The sequence below is a fragment of the Pseudoduganella sp. UC29_106 genome, assembly GCF_044055365.1.
Lineage (GTDB): Bacteria > Pseudomonadota > Gammaproteobacteria > Burkholderiales > Burkholderiaceae_D > Rugamonas.
Window position 1 is genome coordinate 7,194,026 of sequence record NZ_CP171977.1, and the last position, 18,920, is coordinate 7,212,945.

Below are 18,920 nucleotides of genomic sequence, written 5' to 3' on the forward strand. Positions count from 1 at the left end.
TTAGTGCTTATCCTTTGCTGACCAGCAGCGACAAGAGCATCACGAAAATCAGACCAAATACGCCGACCAGGGTTTCCATCAGCGTCCATGAGCGGAAAGTGTCTTTCAGCGACAGGCCGAAATATTCCTTGAACATCCAGAAGCCGGAATCGTTGACGTGACTGCACATCAGGCTTCCGGCGCCGATTGCCAGCACCATCAGGTTGGCATCGACGCCCGAGCTTTGCACCAGCGGGCCGACGATGCCGGCCGCCGTGACGCCGGCCACGGTGGCGGAGCCGAGGCAGATGCGGATCAGCGTCGCCACCAGCCAGGCCAGCACCAGAGGCGGCATGGGCAGGCTGCCCAGTTGCGCGCCCAGTTGTGCGCTCACGCCGGATTCGATCAGCACCTGCTTCAGCGCTCCGGCCCCGGCGATGATCAGCAGGATCGGCGCGATGTCACGCAAGGCTTCCTGCGCGCCTTTCATCACGTCGGGCAGCGGCTGTTTGCGGCTTAAGCCCAGCGTGAACACGGCAACGGCGTAGGACAGCAGCATCACGACCATCGGGTTCGCCAGCAGCGAGAGCGTGCCGTTCGCGCCTGGCCATGCCATCTGCAGCAGCGTGGCCGCGGCCAGCAACATGACGGGCAGCAGGGCGGTGAAGAAGCTTCTGGCGGCGCCGGGAAGTTCCGCATCGGGGCGCAACTCAGTGCGGAACATGGGCGCCGGTTCGGCGCGGATGTGGCGCAGCGACATGGCAAACACCGGCCCGGCGATGATCAGCGTCGGCACCGCAACAATCAGGCCGTACACCAGCGTCTTGCCCATGTCGGCATGGAACTGGGCGACGAGGGCGACGGGCGAAGGATGCGGCGGCAGGAAGCCGTGCGCGATCGACAGGCCGGCCAGCAGCGGCACGGCCAGCGCGACGGCAGGACGTCCGGACTGGTAGACCAGCGAAAAAATCAGCGGCACCAGCAACACGAAGCCTACGTTGTAGTAGAGCGGGATGCCGACCACGAAACCGGTGATCGTCAGCGCCACCGGGACGCGCGCAGGGCCAGACGCCTTGATCAGCGTGGTGGCGATGCGCTGGGCGGCGCCGCTGTCGGCAATCAGCTTGCCGAAGACGGCGCCCAGGCAGACGATGACGATCAGGGAGCCCAGGAGATCGCCGACGCCTTTTTCAATGGCGCCGGGGATCTTCTGCAGCGGCATCCCGAGGAGCAGGCCAGCCACCAGCGCCGCAATCACGAACGCTATCAGTGGCTGGACCTTGCCCCAGGCGATGAGGACGGTCAGGAGCCCGACCGCCGCCAGGACGGAGAACAAGGCCAACACGGCGATGTTCCCGGCTTAGTAGGTGTAGCGCAGGCCGAGGCGATAGGTGCGGCCGACCACGTCGTACAGCGTCGGGTTGATACCGAAGCTGGCGTTGGTCTGCGGCGCTGGCGCCGGATCGCGGTCGTTCAGGTTATCGATCTTGAAGTAGGCCGACAGCTGCTTCGAGAACTTGTAGCTACCGCCCAGGTCAACATACAGCGCGCCCTTCATCTTGTTGTCGTAGATGGTCGGATGGATCAGCGTCGAAGTCGGGCAGTTGGTCTGGCACTCGATGTACTCGTTGCTGTACACGCCATCGCTGAACCAGCGCTGGCTCAGGGTTACGCTGGCCTTGTCGTTCTCCCAGGTCTGCTGCGCCAGCACCTTCCACTTCGGCGTGCCGCCCAGGTTGACGCCTGCCCCATCCGTCGGAATCGTGCCGACCACGCCGGATTCGGTGATGAAGTGCAGCGTGCGGGTCGCCAGACCGCGCAGGGTGAACTTGCCGGGCAGGCCCAGTTTATCCAGCGGGGTCTGGTAGGAAGCCTCAACGTCAAAGCCCTTGTTGCGCAGCGAAGCCAGGTTGAATGCCTGCACCGTCACGAAATTGCTGCCTGGCTGGTTCAGGACCATCGCCGAGCAGATTTCCTGGTTGCCGGCCACGCACAGGTCCACTTCCTGCTGCACGGACAGCGCGGAAATCACTTCCTTCACCTTGATGTCGAAGTAGTCGATGGAAGCGCTGAAGCCAGGCGCCCAGCTTGGCTGCGTCATCACCACGCCGAAGATATTGTTGCGGGCGATTTCAGGACGCAGATTGGTATTGCCCACGGTGCGCTGCTGGATCGAGATCGTGTTGCCCTGGTACTGCACCACGTTGTTCACTACCACTGGAGCGGCAAACAGTTCGCTCAGGTTCGGTGCGCGCACGTCCTTCGAAGTCACGGCGCGGAAGCGCAGGCCGTCGATGCCGGTCTTCCAGTTGGCGCCCAGCTTCCAGGTTTCGGTGTGGCCGGAAGTGCTGTACTTGGTGTGGCGGTCGGCCAGATTGATGTTGGCCTCACCCCAGGTGGCGGACTTCAGGACCGGCACGTTCAGCTCCAGGTAAGCCTCGCGTACGTTATAGGAGCCCTGGCCGTTGTGGTAGTTGCCCGCGTACCAGTTGTTGCCGACGGTCGAATTCAGCAGCGGATCGGCCGGATACTCGGCGGTGTTCGGCGAATCCGGGAACACGCCGTTGCCGTAAGGGTCGCCTTTCACGCGGTACTTCTCGCGGCGGTATTCGGCGCCGGTCGCCAGCGCCACCGGGCCGGCCCAGGATTCGAAGGCTTCACCGTTGATGTTGAAGCTGGCCACGTCCTGCTGCTGGCGGGTGCGCTGTACCGGGCCGTTCTCCGGCGCGATATAGCTCCACGCTGCCTGGCTGACCGGGTTGTTGCCGATGATGTTCAGCGGCACGCAGCCGGATGAGCGGGCCACGGTGTTGCGGCAGGCGATGCTGCCGTCTGCCAGGCGCACGGCGTCGATGGCGGCGTTATAGCGCGAGTTCAGCGTGATGTCGTGCACGATGATGTCCGTGCGGTTCTTGCCGTGCTCGATGTAGCTGTCGTAGCTCCAGTCCTTGCCGAAGGCGTTGAAGCGGCCTTCGGCGCCGATCACAAAGCGGTTCTGGATACGGGTCGGGTGGACGTTGATATTCTCGGGGAAGATCGCGTTCGCCGTGCCGTATTGGAAGCTGGTGATGTTGTTGGCCGCGCAAGCTGCAGCGATGGACGCAGGCAGGTAGGGGTTGCTGCACTGGATGGTCAGGTTGGCATTCTTGGCTGCGCCAGGGTTGGGCGAGAAGTGCGAAGCCACGGAACCGAAGTTGAAGGTTGCGTAGATCTCGTTCTCGGGATTCAGTTCCCAGGACAGGCGGGTGTAGCCGACCTTGCGCTTCAGGTTCATCGCCAGGTTGGTGCCGGAGCCCACGCTGCCGCTCAAGTCACCACCCACGCAGAAGGGATTGATACAGTTGGTGACGGCGCCGGTGCCGGTCGGCACGCCGTTCGAGCCGTACTGGAACTGGTAAGGAACGCCGCCATCGCCGAAGGCCGTGCCCTGCAGCGGGCCGCTGGTGATCAGGCCATATTTCGAGTACTGGTACTGCTGCGCGTGCTCGATAAAGCGGTACTGCGGCTTGCCGTCGTTGGTCTGGGCCAGCGGGCGGACCTGGAAGGCCGGGTTCTTGTACCAGGTGCGGCCGTTCGGACCCACTTCGCCGAAGCCCGGCGAATCGATGCCGTTTTCCTTGCCCAGTTCACCGCTCACCACCACGCGCAGCCTGTCGTCCAGGAAGGCCTTGCCGAAGGCCGCCTGCAGCGTGCCGTGCTGGTCGTCGCCATAGGTAGTGGCGCCGCCTTCCACATTGGCCTTGAAGCCTTCGAACTTCTTGTCGGTGATGAAGTTGACCACGCCGGAGACGGCGTCCGAGCCGTAGGAAGCGGAGGCGCCGCCGGTCACCACGTCCACGCGCTTGACCAGTAGTTGCGGGAACTGGCTCACGTCCGTCACGCCGGTCACGTTCGCGCCGACCACGCGCTGGCCATCCAGCAGGGTCAGGGTGCGGATCGGACCCAGGCCGCGCAGGCTCAGGGAGCTCAGGCCCTGAATGCCGGAGCTGGTGCTGTTGGTGCTGGTGGCGCGGCCCGTGCTGCCCTGCAGGGCCGGCAGTTCGGCGATGGTGTTGAACAGGTTGGGCTTCGCTGCTTTTTCCAGGTCGGCCGTGCCAAGGCTGGTGGTCGGCGTCGGCTGGGTGAAGCCACGGGCTGCAATGCGCGAGCCGGAGATTTTCACGACGGTCGTTTCAGCGACTGGTTCGGCGGCTTCCGGCGCGGCCTGGGCGGCGGGAGCGGCTGCGGCGCTGTTGTCGGCCGCCGCTGCTTCGGCCTGCGCCTGCTGGGCGTAGCCGGGAAGGGCCATCAGCGCGCAGGCGCTGGCGACGGCGAGATTGATCAGGGTTCTTTGAGCTGGGTTACGCATTTTCTGTCTCCGTTGTTTCTTGTAATGTGATCGGCAGGACGGCTAAGCGATGCGCGCTAGCAGCGCATCGGGGGGTAGTGCGATATCGAGGCTGACGCCCCCCTCGTCGGGCTGCAGCGGTTCCAGGTCGCGCAGCTGGCTGTCCAGCAGCGAGAGCGGCATGTAGTGGCCCTGGCGCGACTGCATGCGGTTCGCGATCAGGTCGCGCGGGCCCTGCAGGTGAACGAACTGCAGTTCCGGGTCGCCCTGGCGCAGCAAGTCGCGGTAGCGGCGCTTCAGCGCTGAACACGACACCACCAGCCCCACATTCTTTTCCCGAGCGGCGCGGATCTCGGCCTGCAATGTAAGCAGCCATTCGGCGCGGTCCTCGTCGGTCAGCGGCATGCCGGCCGACATTTTGGCCACATTGGCCTCCGGGTGAAATTTGTCTCCTTCGATGAAGTTCACGCCCCTGGCTTGTGCCAGTGCCGTTCCTACCGTGCTCTTGCCGCACCCGCATACGCCCATCACGACATATCGGCGGCTTTCCGGTTGTTTCATTTGATCTCCACAGTTAGCGCTACCATTTATCGCAAGTCTAGAGCACTTGTGGAATTTGTAAAGATCTATCAATGGTGCACGGCATCAGAAGCGCGCCATAGGAGGGTATCCCTTCATAGTAGAAAGTACTAAAATTTGGTAGCGATATCAGTTGCCACCCCTGTTGCGTTTCACGATACGGCCGGAAAAAGCAAAGCCCCGCAAGGGATGCGGGGCCCGGGAGTGTAGGGCGGATCATTGATCCGCCGTGCATGATCAACGACGGCGCTTGATCAAGCTATCGACAGAAAACGCCCCGCCACCATAAGCAACCAGCGGCAACAACAACCCCGCCCAGCTCAAATGAGTCGGCCACGCCGCCGGATAAACGAAGATCTCGATCACCACCGTCATCCCCAGCAGCGCCAGGGCCGAGGAGCGGGTGAACAGGCCAACAACCAGCAGCAACGGCAGGAAATGCTCCGCATAAGTCGCCAGCTGTGCTGCGATATCGGACGGCAGCAGCGGCAGCGCATATTCGTATTCGAACAGGTCATAGGTCGACTGCTTCAGCGTGAGCAGGCCTTCGACCTTGGTGCGGCCGGACAGGAAGAAGATCGCGGCGATGGCGATGCGCGCCACCAGCAGCTGCACGGCGGGTGGGATAAGGCGCGGCAGCGCCGTTGCGTAAGTTTCGTTCTGGGTAGTCATGATGGATCCTTAGAGATGGTATTTTTCGCGCACCAGGTGGCCGATGCCCATGCGGTCCAGGATGGGCATGGGGCACAGGAAGGTGACGCGCACGGTGCCGGGCAGGCGGCTGATTTCAATGGAACCGTTGATCGTGGCGCGGTTCAGCACCTCGTCATACGGCAGGCCCGTGACTTCGGCGGCGCGCGACAGGCCGTTGCGGGTGGCTTCGTTCAGGTTCTTGCCGCTGCCGATAAAGGTGATCGGGCCGTTCTGCTCGATGTCGCGCTGGCCCCAGCGATCGGCGAGCGCGCGCACTTTCTGGCGCTGTTCGGCCGTCATCGGGCGCGCCATCGGCGGCAGGTCGTCCTCGTTCTGCAGCAGGATGGGGCCGGGAATGGTCAGGTTCTTGATCACCTCCACCGTCAGTTCGGTCACGCCGCTGACATCCGTGGCGTGACCGGCGATTTCGCCGTTGCCCTGCTGCGCGTGCATGTCGCCGAGGTAGACGCCGGCGCCCGGCACTTTCACTGGGCAGATCAGGATGGCGCCTTGGCGCACCGAGTTGGTGTCCATATGGCCGTCGGTACGGGCCTCGTCCAGTTCTTCCTGGGTCATACCATAACGATGCGGCGCGCCGACCAGGTGCTGGCCGAAGTCGGCACAGTTGTGCGAGTCCGGCAGGTCGCGTGATGGCGTGGTGCCGATATTTCCGAGGAAGGGACGCATATGCGCCGCCAGTCCAGGGATGTCCGCGCGCGCCAGCGCCAGGATGGAATGCTGGGCTGCGAATTCCGGCAGCGCAGAGGCTTCAGGCGCCTTGCCCGCCAGCTGGTTGGCGATCTCCTGGTTCACCGTCAGGCTGACCTGGTTCTCCTGGTCGAACACGATCACATAGCCGTGGCCGAAACGAAAGGCGTTTACTTCGGCGCCGCAATGGCTGCAGCGGATCGCTTCCTCGCCGATGCCCTGCACATGGCTGGCCGGATGTTCGGTGCCGCAGGCGGAACACAGCTTCGACACGAAGGGGTCGCCGTTGTAGCGGCCCTCGACGAATTCCATCACGCCGGACGAAGTGGCGATCGAGGTTACGCGCATGCGGTCGATTTTCAGCGCCACGGCGTCCCCCACTTCAGCGCCTTCGATGGCGACCGGCTGCGTCACTTCATGGCCGCCCTGGAAGGCGGGCGTGATCATCGGTCCCCAGCATCCGGGGGGCGTGCCGGCAAACAGCTTGCCGCCATCGGCCAGCGGGCCAAGCATCTTCTGGCTCGGACCGATGATGCCCTGGGTGTAGGTAACGACTGCGAGTTCTTTTACTGCCATGTTCATCTCTCCTATGTTCAGGTGCGCCATTTGGCGTTGCGGACCATTTCCGCGATTGCGTCGGCGAAGGCTTGCGGAGCTTCCAGCGGCAGGTTGTGGCCGGCGCCTTCGATCATGCGCGCCGTCGGATCGTCGACCGGTATGCCGCTGGCGCTTCCGCGCAGCGTGAGCACGGGCGCAGAGACGGTGGGAACGGCGGCGTTGGACGGCGTGTCGGTCAGAATGGCGGCGAAGTCCGGGTTGTCGAAGCTCACGGCGGCGCGGGCGAAAACAGCTTCATCGAAGCGCCAGTCCGGCGAATTGGCCGTCCACAGCTTGCGGGCGAAACCGCGCCGATCCTTTTGCAGTGCGGCGCGTTCGGGCACCGGCCGCCAAAGGCCATCGACAGCAACGATGCCCTTGCAGCGCGTGGGCTTCAGCTGCGCAAAAGCGCGGGCGGCGACGGCGCCCTGGCCGAAGCCCGCCACCACGGCCTCCGGATGGTGCAGCGAGTCGATCACGGTCAGCGTGTCGGCGCCGAGCGCTTCGGGCTGGGCGGAGCGGGCGATCGACTTGTCCTTGAAGCGCGTGCTGCCGTGACCGCGCATATACGGCACGAGCACGCGGAAGCCCTGCTCCGCCAGCAGGGGAATGACTTCGGTGAAGCTGTGGATGTCGTAACCGAAGTCGTGTAGCAGGACCACCGGCCTGCCCTCTTCAGGGCCGGCCGAGTGGTATCCGAAATTGATATCGCCGGAGCCGACTTGCTGGGTCTTCAGCCGCGGCAGGGCCTTGCGGACAGGCGCAGCGAAGGCGGCGCCCGGCGCTTGTGCGAGCGCGAAGCCGGCAGCGGCGGCGCTGGCCGTCATCAAAAAGCCGCGGCGGTTCATGGCTCGACTCCTGTCACAAGCTCACTGCCGATCCAATCGGCCAGCAGCTCGCCGGCTTTCGCCACGCCTTGCTCTTCACCGAGGCGCGTGATCAGCATTTCGCACAGGCTGGGGAAGCTGCCGTTGGACTGGGCATGCATCAGCGCGTCATACTCCAGCGGATCGAGCGTGCGCAGGCAGGACGTGAAGCCGCGGCGCCAAACTTGCAGGCCTCGCGATTCCGGCAGCATCTCGCCGTCGGGATGTTGCGTGCCTTCCTGCATGGCCCACCAGATATCGGCGGCATTGGTGCTGGCCTGGGTGGTCAGCAGGGTCGGCGTGAATTGCAGGCGCGCGGTGTCCCAGTTGACGTTGGCCAGGTCGGCGGCGGTAATGGGCTGGGCATCGCCGGCGACGAAGGCAGTGCCCAGCGACTGCTCGATCCAGGCCAGATCGTGCACATCGGGGTTCAGGGGGAATTCGGTACGCAAGGTTTCTCCAAAATGGGCGGCATAGGCGTCCAGCGTCCAGGCGTAAGGCGGACGCGCATCGATATGGGCCACGGCCGCATGCAGGAAGGCTTCCTCGCCCATGAAGGCGCGCGTTTGCGGGAAGGACGATTGCAGGCAGGCGACAAGTTGGCCGCGGTAGTTGTTCTGGTAGACGAAGAGGCCGGGATCGGAATCGCCGGTCAGCTCGCGCGCTGCGTCGTCGGAGGCTTCCACCAGCCAGGTGCGGAAGCCGCGTTGCAGTTCTGCGAGATTCATGCTGCCTCCTTATGGGCGGCGCGGGCGATGGCGCGCGCCAGGTCCAGCTCCGCCATCAGTTCCGGCAGTGGCGGGATCTTGTCGTCGCGCTCGATCATGGTCACGGCGTGCGGGAAGCGCGCGGACGCAATCGCGTACAAGCTCCATACGCCATCGGGTACAGGGCTGTCGTGGGTGTCGATCAGCAGGTGCTCGCCTTGGCTGTGGCCCGCAAGATGCATCTGGCGCACGCGGTCGGCGGGAATACTGTTCAGGAAGGCATGCGCATCGAAGCCGTGGTTGCTGGCGCTGACGAAGACATTGTTCACGTCCAGCAGCAGGCCGCAGCCGGTGCGCCTGCTCATCTCGGCCAGGAACTCCCATTCCGACATCGAGGCGCCGTCAAAGGCGATATAGCTGGAAGGGTTCTCGAACAGCATGGCGCGGCCGAGGGCGTTCTGCGCCTGGTCGATATTGTTGCAGACGATGTCCAGCGCTTCCCCGGTATAGGGCAGCGGCAGCAGGTCGTGCGAGTTGAAGCCGTCGATGCGCGACCAGCTCAGGTGGTCGGACACGATCACCGGCTCGATCTCATCGACCAGCGCTTTCAGGCGCTGCAGATAGTCGGCGCGCAAACCGTCGGCCGAACCGATGGACATGGACACGCCATGCAGCGCAACCGGATAGCGCTCGCGCACCTGGCGCAGGATATGGCGCGGCTGGCCGCCTGCCACCATGAAATTCTCGGAAATGACCTCCACAAAATCGACGGGAACGTCGGTTTCCAGGAAGTCCCGGTAGTGTTCCTTGCGCAGGCCCAGGCCATGGCCGGAGATGCTGGGTAGGGATCGTGACATCGCTGTACTCTCTTCAGAAATGGCCCGGCGCGATGGCCGGGCCGTAATGCTTGATTACTTCGGTTCGGTCAGGGTGCCGCCCAGCTTCTTGCACTCGGTCGGGGTTTTCACCAGGACGCCCTGGCCCTTGCACTCGTTCAGGCCCTTGCAGTCGTTGTGGGCGGTGGCGCACAGGCTGGTGCCCTTGCAGGTGTTCACGCCGTAGCAGCGGCCTGGTTGTTCTTTCTGCGCGCCGGCGGCGTAGGCAGGGGTGGAAGCCATGGTGGCCAGTGCGAGCATGGCAGCGGCGGCGGCGAAGGATGCGGTCTTGATCATGATGTTTACTCCGTTGGATAAATTAAATGGATTTACTTGGCGGCCAGTGCGGCCTCTTCGATCACCCTGGCGACGGCTTCCGGCTGGGAGATATACACAGCGTGGCTGGCCTTCACTTCGGTGACTTTGCTACCGGCGCGCTGGTACATCCAGCGCTGCAGGTCGGGGGTGATGGTGCGGTCTTCCGTGGCCACGATGCCGTAGCTCGGAATGCCGCGCCATGCGACGGTGCGCGATTGGCCGCCGAGGGCGCCGATGGTCGCGAATGGCTGGGACGCCGCCATATAGTTGGTGCGGTTCTCCGACAGGTCGCCCGCCCAGTCGCGGCCGAAGTTGGCCGGGTCGTAGTAGGCGAAGCCGTCGAAGGTGTACTTGATGTTGTCGACTTCAGGCGGCATCGAGTTGGTCAGCTGGTTGGCGGATTCCGCCACGTCCGGCGCGAAGCCGGCCACATAGACCAGGGCCTTGATCTTGCTGATCTTGCCGGCGGCCGTAATGACGTTGCCGCCATAGCCGTGGCCCACCAGGACTGTCGGGCCATTCGCGGCGAACATTTTTTTGTCCAGCAAGCCGCCGTCTTCCTGCACTGAGTGATAGCCCGGCTGCAGCACGGTGACGTTGTAGCCTTTCCAGTACAGGATGTCGTGCACCACGCGCCAGCCGGAACCATCGACGAAGGCGTCCTGTACGATGATGACGTTCTTTGCGCCAGCCGGGGTGGGGCGCTGCGGTGCGTCCGCGGCGTGGGCGGCGGAAGCGGCGGCTGCCAGCATGGCGGCGGCGAGGGCGATTTGGGAATACTTCTTCATGGCTTGTGCTTTCCTGATCAGCGCTTGACCGGGGCCAGGGAGCCGAAGCCTTTCGGGGTCTTGATGGTGGTGCAGGTGCCTTTGTCCACCAGGGTCCAGGCGTCGCCTTGGTAATCGCGGGTGGAGGTGGCGGCGCAGGAGGTGCCTGGGCCGGCGGCGCAGTCGTTCTGGCCGGCTTTGGACACGCCATAGCACTTTTCCATCTGTTTCTTCGGGGCGTCGGCGGCGTGGGCGCCGGTGGCGATGGTGGCGAAAGCCAGGGCGGCTGCAATTGCTGCGTGCTTCATTTGAAATCTCCTAACGTGATTGAAAGTGCATGCAGTTTGCGCACCCCACGTATCTCCCATGTGTCCGTTTGTATCTTGTTTAGCGCTTCCGATGAAAGCGCATGCGATTTTTCTGGTCAGGGCGAAAAAAAACCGCGGCGCAAGGGCCGCGGCTTTCCGATTGGGGCGGGACGGGGTTACTTTTTGATGGACGTCAGCAGATTGTCGCGCAAGGTGGCGACGGCGTTCTGTACCTTGGCGAAGTCCTCCGGACCCAGGCCTGTTTCCTTCACCAGGCTCATGGTCAGCGCCTCTTCGCGCAGGCGGAAGCCCGCTTCGGTCAGGCCGATGCGCACCTGGCGCTCGTCCTCCGGATCGCGCTGGCGGCGCAGATAGCCCATCGATTCGAGTTTTTTCAGGATGGGCGTGAGCGTGTTCGACTCGAGGAAGAGTTTTTCACCCAGGCCGCTGACGGTCTGGTTATTTTCTTCCCACAGGGCGATGATGGTGATGTATTGCGTATATGTTAAGCCCAGCTTGTCGAGGATGGGCTTGTAGGCCTTGCCGAAGGCGAGGTTGGCCGAATAGACGGCAAAGCACAGGTAGTCGGACAGCTTGGCGATGTCCGGATCCTTGGGGGTAGGGCGGTTGGCGTTCTTGTTCATGGGGCCTCTAAGTCGAATGCGATTTAATCGTATTATAGACCATGTTTCGCCATAATGCTCTTTACAGTACCGTCCGCAACCATGGCGTCCATGGCCTGGCGGAAGCGGTCCGCTTCGGATTCGCTGAAGTCCAGGGTGCCGGCCAGCCAGGCCGTCGAGGTGCGCTGTGGTGCGCTCAGCTCGAACTGGCTTTCGCCGGCGCGCGCCTTCAGCGAGGCGCGGATGATGGCGTGCTCGCCGAAGGCCGCGTCGGCCATGCCGCCCAGCAGGAAGCGATGCACTTCATGCACGGATGCCGCCTCCACGATGTGGTCGAAGCCCATTTCATGCAGCATGGCGCCCTGGCCCGCGCCGCGGATCAGGGCGATGCGCCTGTCCTTCATATTCTCCGGGTGCTGCAGGTCGAAACTGCCGCCGCGCGGGGCCAGGAAGAGATAGCGTTCCTCATATAGCGGCGCCAGCCAGCGGAATTTGTCTTCGCGTTCCGGCTGGCGCGTCAGCGGGAAGATGGCCGTGGACGGCATCGTGGTGGCGAGGAAGATGGCGCGGCGCCAGGGGACAAATTCCAGGGCCGGTGTCTGCTGCGTCCGGCGGCACAGTTCGGCGACCAGTTCGCGCAGGACCCCGCCGCCCTGTTCCGTCACCAGCGGCGGCAGGTCGGTGGTGACGATGCGCAGGCGACGCGGCTGGGCGGCGGCCAGGATGGGCAAGGGGAGAGTGGCGAGCGCGGCCGTGGCAAGAAGCTGTCGTCGTTTCATGCGCCTATTCTAGCCGCGGCTGATGCTTTCTCCGTCATTTGGACGCAAGCGCCAGAACACGGCCGAGGAAACCACGGTCAGCACGGCCAGCGCAATGAAGGCGTGGTGCAGGGCCGAAACGAGGGCCGGCCGGTCGGTTTGCGGTAGTCCGCCCAGGAACCATCCCGTGACCAGCGAGCCGCAAGCCAGGCCAAAGCTCATCGACAGCTGCTGCATCGAACTGGCCATGGTGCTGGCCATGCTGGAATCGCGGCCTTCGACGTCCGCATAGCCCAGGCTGTTCATGCTGGAGAACTGCAGGGAGTTGAAAAAGCCCTGGCACAGGCCGATCGGCACAATGGCCCACCACGGCGTGCCCGGCTTCACCAGCGCGTAGGTCGCGATGGTCACGCCGATCAGCACAGTGTTGACGATCAGCACCTGGCGGTAGCCGAAACGCCGCAGCACCCTGGCCGAGATCGCTTTCATGCCCATCGCGGCGGCGGCGGACGGCATCATCAGCAGACCGGACTGCCAGGCCGGGAAACCCAGGCCGAGCTGGTAGAGCAGAGGCAGCAGGAAAGGCAGGCCGCCCACCCCGAGCCGTGTCAGCGCGCCGCCCAGCACGGAGACGCTGAACGTGCGCACCCTGTACAATTGCAATTTGAGCAAAGGATGGGGCTCGCGCTGCGCGTGCCAGGCATAGGCGCCCAGCAGGGCGCAGGATATCAGGAGCAACACGATTGCCGAGGTGGCGTCGACCTGGTGCTCGCCGAACACTTCCAGCAGCCAGGACAGTAGCGCGACGCCTGTCCCGAACAGCACCAGCCCCATCACATCGAGTGGACGCCTTTCCTCGCCGTAATAGTCCGGCATGAATTTGTGCGCCAGCCACCAGGCTGCCATCCCCACCGGCACATTAATAAAGAAGATCTCGCGCCAGGACATCCAGTGCACGATGAGCCCGCCCACCGTCGGCCCCAGCAAAGGACCGATCAGGGCCGGAATGATGACGAAGTTCATGGCCGTCAACAGTTCGGACTTCGGATAGGTCCGCACGATCGTCAGCCGCCCCACCGGCATCATCATGGCCGCGCCAAAGCCCTGCAGCAGGCGCGCCGCCACCAGCATCGGCGAGTTCAGCGCCAGGCCGCACATGATGGACGCAATGGTGAAAATGCCAACAGCCGTCTTGAATACGCGCCGTGTGCCGAAGCGGTCCGCCATCCAGCCGCTGACAGGAATCGCCACCGCCAAGCTGAGGATATAGCTGGTGACCACCGCTTTCAGGCTGAGCGGCGTCACGTGCAGGCTTTCCGCCATCGTGGGAATTGCAGTATTAACAATGGTCGAGTCCAGCTGCTCCATGAACAGGGCGGTGGCGACGACCCAGGGCAGGAAACGGTTCGGGGATGCTCCGCCTGTCATATATAAAGAGCCCTCTGCTTATACAGGATGAAAACAAAAGTCTCTAATTTTGCCACGCCCGTGCCGGTGAGTGCGTCACGCGCGGGTCACATTTTTCCAGCAGATATGCGGCTGATATTCTTGTCTATTTCTTCGATGAAAGTAGCTGCTAAGCCATTAAGATGGAATCGAAGCGAAATAGCAAGTTTGCAAAAGGGATAGTTGCAGGGCAACGACGAACCGGGTTTTTTGGTGCCCGGAGGCAATAAACTGCGATATACTTGCCGTTGGGAATCTCGGCTCAGGTCGTCATTGGGTGTTGGCCTCGAGTCATCGAAACGCTTTTTGTGGTTGGCGGCAGCGAAGTTTACTTAATGAAACTATGGCGCCGGTCGCTTTGCACTAAAGCCTGCCGGAAAGTTGCCGGCAGGGATGAAAGTGCTAAGTCTTTGATAAATAGTCACTATTGAGCGCTTTTTGCCGTTTAATTGAGGCAACAGTTGCTCTAAAGTTTTGGTCTGAAGTTGACGTTAAGAACGAAAACAGAAGTCCACAGGGTAGGTTTCCGGTCGCGCAATCAGCGAGACGCGACCAGGAACAGTCAGAAGCGGAGCCGCCAGGCGTCAGGAGCCTCGGCGTTGCTCTATAAAAATTGCAGTGTGTAGTCCCAAGGAGAATGGAAAATGTCTAGCAACCTGATCGGCCTTAACTCAGCGCAAATACGTGCCTTATCAACGGCATACATTGCCGGGCTGACTACCGACGATGTGGCTTCGCTGACCTCTGACCAGGTCTCCTACCTCACCACGCAGCAAGTGCAGGCGCTGAGCACGGCAAACATCGCCGTAGCGCTGAACACCGCACAGGTGGTAGCCCTGACCACGGCCCAGGCCTCGGCCCTGAAGTCGCAGCAGATCTCGGCGCTGGCCACGTCCAGCCTTGCCGCACTGGAAACGGCGGATGTGGTGGCACTGAAGACGGCCGGCATCGCGGCGCTGAGCACCGCCCAGTTCGCAAATCTGCGCACCGATCAGGTAGGCGCCCTGACCAGCAGCCAGATGGGCGCGCTGAGCACTGCCACCATCGCGACCGCGCTGACCACGGCGCAAGTTACTGCACTGTCCACAACTCAGGCCGCAGGCCTGACTTCCGCCCAGATCAGCGCCCTCTCCACCGCGAATCTGGCTGCCATGGAAACCGCGGACTTTGCCTCGCTGAAATCCACTTCGATCGCGGCCCTGTCGACTGCGCAGATGGGCGCCCTGACGTCCACCCAGATTATTGGTTTGACCACCACCCAGGCTGGCGCGCTGAGCTCCAGCCAGATCGCGGCTCTCTCCACCGCAAGCGTGGCTAACCTGGAAACCGCCGACCTGGTATCCCTGAAGACCAGTGGCATCGCCGGGATGTCGAGCGCCAACATCGCTGCCCTGACCACCAGCCAGTTCGGCAACCTCAAATCGGCCCAGGTCGCTGCCCTGACCACTGCGCTAGTATCCACCCTCAGCACCGCACAGGTTGCGAGCCTGACCACCGCGCAAGCTTCGGCCCTCGGTTCGGCCCAGATCGCCGCGATGAGCACCTCTTCCTTAGCTTCGCTGACCACTGCCGATTTCGTAGCGCTGAAGACGTCCGGCATCGCCGGCCTGTCCACCGCCCAGTTCGCATCGCTGACGACCTCCCAGATCGGCGCCATGACCAGCGCCCAGATCGGCGGCCTGAGCACTGCCGTGATCAACGCTGGCCTGACCACTGCCCAGGTGGCCGCGCTGACCACCAGCCAGGCATCCGGCCTGACCTCGCGCCAGATCGTGGCCCTGTCCACGGCCAACCTGGCGGCGATGGAAACCGCCGACTTTGCATCCCTGGGCACCAATACTGTCAGCGCCCTGACCACCGCGCAGGTGGCAACGCTGACCTCGGCACAGGTGATGGGCCTGACCACCCAGCAGGCTGCAGCGCTGGATTCGGACCAGGTGGCTGCGCTGTCGACCGCCAATGTGGCCGCGCTGGAAACCGCTGACCTGTTGGCAGTGAAGACTTCCGGCATCGCCGCGCTGTCCACCGCCAGTGTGGCCGCACTGAGCACCACCCAGATCGGCGCCCTGAAGACTTCGCAGATCGCTGCCCTGAGCACCGCTGCAATGGCGAACCTGAGCACCACCCAGGTGGCGAACCTGAGCACCGCACAGGCCGCATCGCTGGGCTCGGCACAGGTAGCGGCCATGAGCACCGCATCGCTGGCTTCGCTGACCACCGCCGACTTCGTGGCACTGAAGACGTCCGGCATTGCCGGCCTGTCGACCGCCCAGTTCGCGTCGCTGACCACGCTGCAGATCGGCGCCATGACCAGCGCCCAGATCGGCGGCCTGAGCACGGCCGTGATCAACGCCGGCCTGACGACCGCCCAGGTGGCCGCGCTGACCACCAGCCAGGCATCCGGCCTGACCTCGCGCCAGATCGTGGCCCTGTCCACGGCTAACCTGGCCGCGATGGAAACCGTCGACTTCGCATCGCTGAAGACCAGCACCGTCGCTGCCCTGACCACCGACCAGGTGGCGGCACTGGCCACCAGCCAGGTGATCGGCCTGACCACCCAGCAAGCCGCTTCGCTCGGTTCGGCCCAAGTGGCCGCCATGAGCACGGCGCAGCTGGCGGCGATGGAAACCGCCGACTTCGTGGCGCTGAAGACGTCCGGCATCGCCGGCCTGTCGACCGCCCAGTTCGCGGCCCTGACGACCACGGAAATCGGCGCCATGACCAGCAGCCAGCTGGGCGCGCTGAGCACCGCCGTGATCGCCACCGGCCTGACGACGGCCCAGGTGACTGCGCTGACCACCAGCCAGGCATCCGGCCTGACTTCGCGCCAGATCGTGGCCCTGTCCACGGCCAACCTGGCGGCGATGGTCACCGCCGACTTCGCTGCGCTGAAGACCAACACTGTCAACGCGCTGACCACCGCGCAGGTGGCAACGCTGACCTCGGCACAGGTGATGGGCCTGACCACCCAGCAGGCTGCAGCGCTGGATTCGGACCAGGTGGCTGCGCTGTCGACCGCCAATGTGGCCGCGCTGGAAACCGCTGACCTGATCTCGTTGAAGACGTCCGGCATCGCCGCGCTGTCCACCGCGAGTGTGGCCGCACTGAACAGCACCCAGATCGGCGCGCTGAAGACTTCGCAGATCGCTGCCCTGAGCACCGCTGCAATGGCAAACCTGAGCACCACCCAGGTGGCGAACCTGAGCACCGCACAGGCCGCATCGCTGGGCTCGGCACAGGTAGCGGCCATGAGCACCGCATCGCTGGCTTCGCTGACCACCGCCGACTTCGTGGCACTGAAGACGTCCGGCATTGCCGGCCTGTCGACCGCCCAGTTCGCGTCGCTGACCACGCTGCAGATCGGCGCCATGACCAGCGCCCAGATCGGCGGCCTGAGCACGGCCGTGATCAACGCCGGCCTGACGACCGCCCAGGTGGCCGCGCTGACCACCAGCCAGGCATCCGGCCTGACCTCGCGCCAGATCGTGGCCCTGTCCACGGCTAACCTGGCCGCGATGGAAACCGTCGACTTCGCATCGCTGAAGACCAGCACCGTCGCTGCCCTGACCACCGACCAGGTGGCGGCACTGGCCACCAGCCAGGTGATCGGCCTGACCACCCAGCAAGCCGCTTCGCTCGGTTCGGCCCAAGTGGCCGCCATGAGCACGGCGCAGCTGGCGGCGATGGAAACCGCCGACTTCGTGGCGCTGAAGACGTCCGGCATCGCCGGCCTGTCGACCGCCCAGTTCGCGGCCCTGACGACCACGGAAATCGGCGCCATGACCAGCAGCCAGCTGGGCGCGCTGAGCACCGCCGTGATCGCCACCGGCCTGACGACGGCCCAGGTGACTGCGCTGACCACCAGCCAGGCATCCGGCCTGACTTCGCGCCAGATCGTGGCCCTGTCCACGGCCAACCTGGCGGCGATGGTCACCGCCGACTTCGCTGCGCTGAAGACCAACACTGTCAACGCGCTGACCACCGCGCAGGTGGCAACGCTGACCTCGGCACAGGTGATGGGCCTGACCACCCAGCAGGCTGCAGCGCTGGATTCGGACCAGGTGGCTGCGCTGTCGACCGCCAATGTGGCCGCGCTGGAAACCGCTGACCTGATCTCGTTGAAGACGTCCGGTATCGCCGCGCTGTCCACCGCGAGTGTGGCCGCACTGAACAGCACCCAGATCGGCGCGCTGAAGACTTCGCAGATCGCTGCCCTGAGCACCGCTGCAATGGCAAACCTGAGCACCACCCAGGTGGCGAACCTGAGCACCGCACAGGCCGCATCGCTGGGCTCGGCACAGGTAGCGGCCATGAGCACCGCATCGCTGGCTTCGCTGACCACCGCCGACTTCGTGGCACTGAAGACGTCCGGCATTGCCGGCCTGTCGACCGCCCAGTTCGCGTCGCTGACCACGCTGCAGATCGGCGCCATGACCAGCGCCCAGATCGGCGGCCTGAGCACGGCCGTGATCAACGCCGGCCTGACGACCGCCCAGGTGGCCGCGCTGACCACCAGCCAGGCATCCGGCCTGACCTCGCGCCAGATCGTGGCCCTGTCCACGGCTAACCTGGCCGCGATGGAAACCGTCGACTTCGCATCGCTGAAGACCAGCACCGTCGCTGCCCTGACCACCGACCAGGTGGCGGCACTGGCCACCAGCCAGGTGATCGGCCTGACCACCCAGCAAGCCGCTTCGCTCGGTTCGGCCCAAGTGGCCGCCATGAGCACGGCGCAGCTGGCGGCGATGGAAACCGCCGACTTCGTGGCGCTGAAGACGTCCGGCATCGCCGGCCTGTCGACCGCCCAGTTCGCGGCCCTGACGACCACGGAAATCGGCGCCATGACCAGCAGCCAGCTGGGCGCGCTGAGCACCGCCGTGATCGCCACCGGCCTGACGACGGCCCAGGTGACTGCGCTGACCACCAGCCAGGCATTCGGCCTGACTTCGCGCCAGATCGTGGCCCTGTCCACGGCCAACCTGGCGGCGATGGTCACCGCCGACTTCGCTGCGCTGAAGACCAACACTGTCAACGCGCTGACCACCGCGCAGGTGGCAACGCTGACCTCGGCACAGGTGATGGGCCTGACCACCCAGCAGGCTGCAGCGCTGGATTCGGACCAGGTGGCTGCGCTGTCGACCGCCAATGTGGCCGCGCTGGAAACCGCTGACCTGATCTCGTTGAAGACGTCCGGTATCGCCGCGCTGTCCACCGCGAGTGTGGCCGCACTGAACAGCACCCAGATCGGCGCGCTGAAGACTTCGCAGATCGCTGCCCTGAGCACCGCTGCAATGGCAAACCTGAGCACCACCCCAGGTGGCGAACCTGAGCACCGCACAGGCCGCATCGCTGGGCTCGGCACAGGTAGC

At 64.2% G+C, this 18,920-nt stretch carries 14 protein-coding genes and 1 pseudogene; 1 reads left to right on the forward strand and 14 read right to left on the reverse strand.

Annotation, left to right across the window (positions count from 1 at the left end; translation table 11 throughout):
* Positions 1-7: 7 nt before the first annotated feature.
* The 14 genes from ACHMW6_RS35685 to ACHMW6_RS35750 form a co-directional block, all read right to left on the reverse strand.
* The gene (locus ACHMW6_RS35685) at positions 8-1,324 is read right to left on the reverse strand and encodes a gluconate:H+ symporter (protein WP_395404424.1); all 1,317 of its coding nucleotides are present in this window, start codon (positions 1,322-1,324) and stop codon (positions 8-10) included.
* A 15-nt stretch (positions 1,325-1,339) separates the two neighbouring features.
* Positions 1,340-4,327: a TonB-dependent receptor plug domain-containing protein gene (locus tag ACHMW6_RS35690; protein ID WP_395404426.1), complete on the reverse strand. Its 2,988-nt coding sequence runs from the start codon at positions 4,325-4,327 to the stop codon at positions 1,340-1,342.
* Between the two features lie 42 nt (positions 4,328-4,369).
* A complete protein-coding gene (locus ACHMW6_RS35695) occupies positions 4,370-4,867 on the reverse strand; it encodes a gluconokinase (RefSeq protein WP_395404428.1) in 498 nt (165 codons plus the stop codon).
* A 255-nt stretch (positions 4,868-5,122) separates the two neighbouring features.
* Positions 5,123-5,557 (reverse strand): DoxX family protein, encoded by a 435-nt coding sequence (locus ACHMW6_RS35700; protein ID WP_395404430.1) that lies wholly within the window; start codon positions 5,555-5,557, stop codon positions 5,123-5,125.
* A 9-nt stretch (positions 5,558-5,566) separates the two neighbouring features.
* Complete coding sequence (locus tag ACHMW6_RS35705) at positions 5,567-6,862, reverse strand: acetamidase/formamidase family protein (RefSeq protein ID WP_395404431.1); 1,296 nt, start codon at positions 6,860-6,862, stop codon at positions 5,567-5,569.
* Positions 6,863-6,879: 17 nt separating this feature from the next.
* Positions 6,880-7,731, reverse strand: coding sequence for an alpha/beta fold hydrolase (locus tag ACHMW6_RS35710; protein WP_395404432.1), 852 nt, complete (start codon positions 7,729-7,731; stop codon positions 6,880-6,882).
* Positions 7,728-8,477 (reverse strand): putative DNA-binding domain-containing protein, encoded by a 750-nt coding sequence (locus ACHMW6_RS35715; protein ID WP_395404434.1) that lies wholly within the window; start codon positions 8,475-8,477, stop codon positions 7,728-7,730. The genes ACHMW6_RS35710 and ACHMW6_RS35715 overlap by 4 nt, the downstream gene beginning before the upstream one ends.
* Positions 8,474-9,313, reverse strand: a complete 840-nt coding sequence (locus ACHMW6_RS35720; protein ID WP_395404436.1) for a DUF692 domain-containing protein — start codon at positions 9,311-9,313, stop codon at positions 8,474-8,476. The genes ACHMW6_RS35715 and ACHMW6_RS35720 overlap by 4 nt, the downstream gene beginning before the upstream one ends.
* A gap of 54 nt (positions 9,314-9,367) precedes the next feature.
* Entirely contained in the window at positions 9,368-9,628 is a 261-nt protein-coding gene (locus ACHMW6_RS35725) for a hypothetical protein (protein WP_395404438.1), read from the reverse strand.
* A 32-nt stretch (positions 9,629-9,660) separates the two neighbouring features.
* Positions 9,661-10,437 (reverse strand): alpha/beta hydrolase, encoded by a 777-nt coding sequence (locus tag ACHMW6_RS35730; protein ID WP_395404440.1) that lies wholly within the window; start codon positions 10,435-10,437, stop codon positions 9,661-9,663.
* 17 nt (positions 10,438-10,454) lie between these two features.
* Positions 10,455-10,724 carry a DUF2282 domain-containing protein gene (locus ACHMW6_RS35735; RefSeq protein WP_395404442.1) on the reverse strand — a complete coding sequence of 90 codons (270 nt, stop codon included), beginning with the start codon at positions 10,722-10,724 and terminating at the stop codon, positions 10,455-10,457.
* 176 nt (positions 10,725-10,900) lie between these two features.
* Positions 10,901-11,368 carry a MarR family winged helix-turn-helix transcriptional regulator gene (locus ACHMW6_RS35740; RefSeq protein WP_395404444.1) on the reverse strand — a complete coding sequence of 156 codons (468 nt, stop codon included), beginning with the start codon at positions 11,366-11,368 and terminating at the stop codon, positions 10,901-10,903.
* A 32-nt stretch (positions 11,369-11,400) separates the two neighbouring features.
* Positions 11,401-12,126, reverse strand: a complete 726-nt coding sequence (locus tag ACHMW6_RS35745) for a substrate-binding periplasmic protein (protein WP_395404446.1) — start codon at positions 12,124-12,126, stop codon at positions 11,401-11,403.
* Positions 12,127-12,135: 9 nt separating this feature from the next.
* On the reverse strand, positions 12,136-13,533 hold the full coding sequence (locus ACHMW6_RS35750; RefSeq protein ID WP_395404448.1) for a DHA2 family efflux MFS transporter permease subunit: 1,398 nt from the start codon (positions 13,531-13,533) through the stop codon (positions 12,136-12,138).
* A gap of 662 nt (positions 13,534-14,195) precedes the next feature.
* Between ACHMW6_RS35750 and ACHMW6_RS35755 the strand changes: the two are divergent.
* A pseudogene (locus tag ACHMW6_RS35755) lies at positions 14,196-18,758 on the forward strand (beta strand repeat-containing protein); the annotation flags it as partial.
* Between the last annotated feature and the right edge of the window lie 162 nt (positions 18,759-18,920).

Coding starts and splice junctions, on each gene's coding strand:
- ACHMW6_RS35720 (WP_395404436.1), bottom strand. CDS start 9,313: ATGTCACGATCCCTACCCAGCATCTCCGGCCATGGCCTGGGCCTGCGC.
- ACHMW6_RS35700 (WP_395404430.1), bottom strand. CDS start 5,557: ATGACTACCCAGAACGAAACTTACGCAACGGCGCTGCCGCGCCTTATC.
- ACHMW6_RS35730 (WP_395404440.1), bottom strand. CDS start 10,437: ATGAAGAAGTATTCCCAAATCGCCCTCGCCGCCGCCATGCTGGCAGCC.
- ACHMW6_RS35750 (WP_395404448.1), bottom strand. CDS start 13,533: ATGACAGGCGGAGCATCCCCGAACCGTTTCCTGCCCTGGGTCGTCGCC.
- ACHMW6_RS35710 (WP_395404432.1), bottom strand. CDS start 7,731: ATGAACCGCCGCGGCTTTTTGATGACGGCCAGCGCCGCCGCTGCCGGC.
- ACHMW6_RS35740 (WP_395404444.1), bottom strand. CDS start 11,368: ATGAACAAGAACGCCAACCGCCCTACCCCCAAGGATCCGGACATCGCC.
- ACHMW6_RS35690 (WP_395404426.1), bottom strand. CDS start 4,327: ATGCGTAACCCAGCTCAAAGAACCCTGATCAATCTCGCCGTCGCCAGC.
- ACHMW6_RS35715 (WP_395404434.1), bottom strand. CDS start 8,477: ATGAATCTCGCAGAACTGCAACGCGGCTTCCGCACCTGGCTGGTGGAA.
- ACHMW6_RS35745 (WP_395404446.1), bottom strand. CDS start 12,126: ATGAAACGACGACAGCTTCTTGCCACGGCCGCGCTCGCCACTCTCCCC.
- ACHMW6_RS35735 (WP_395404442.1), bottom strand. CDS start 10,724: ATGAAGCACGCAGCAATTGCAGCCGCCCTGGCTTTCGCCACCATCGCC.
- ACHMW6_RS35705 (WP_395404431.1), bottom strand. CDS start 6,862: ATGGCAGTAAAAGAACTCGCAGTCGTTACCTACACCCAGGGCATCATC.
- ACHMW6_RS35725 (WP_395404438.1), bottom strand. CDS start 9,628: ATGATCAAGACCGCATCCTTCGCCGCCGCCGCTGCCATGCTCGCACTG.
- ACHMW6_RS35695 (WP_395404428.1), bottom strand. CDS start 4,867: ATGAAACAACCGGAAAGCCGCCGATATGTCGTGATGGGCGTATGCGGG.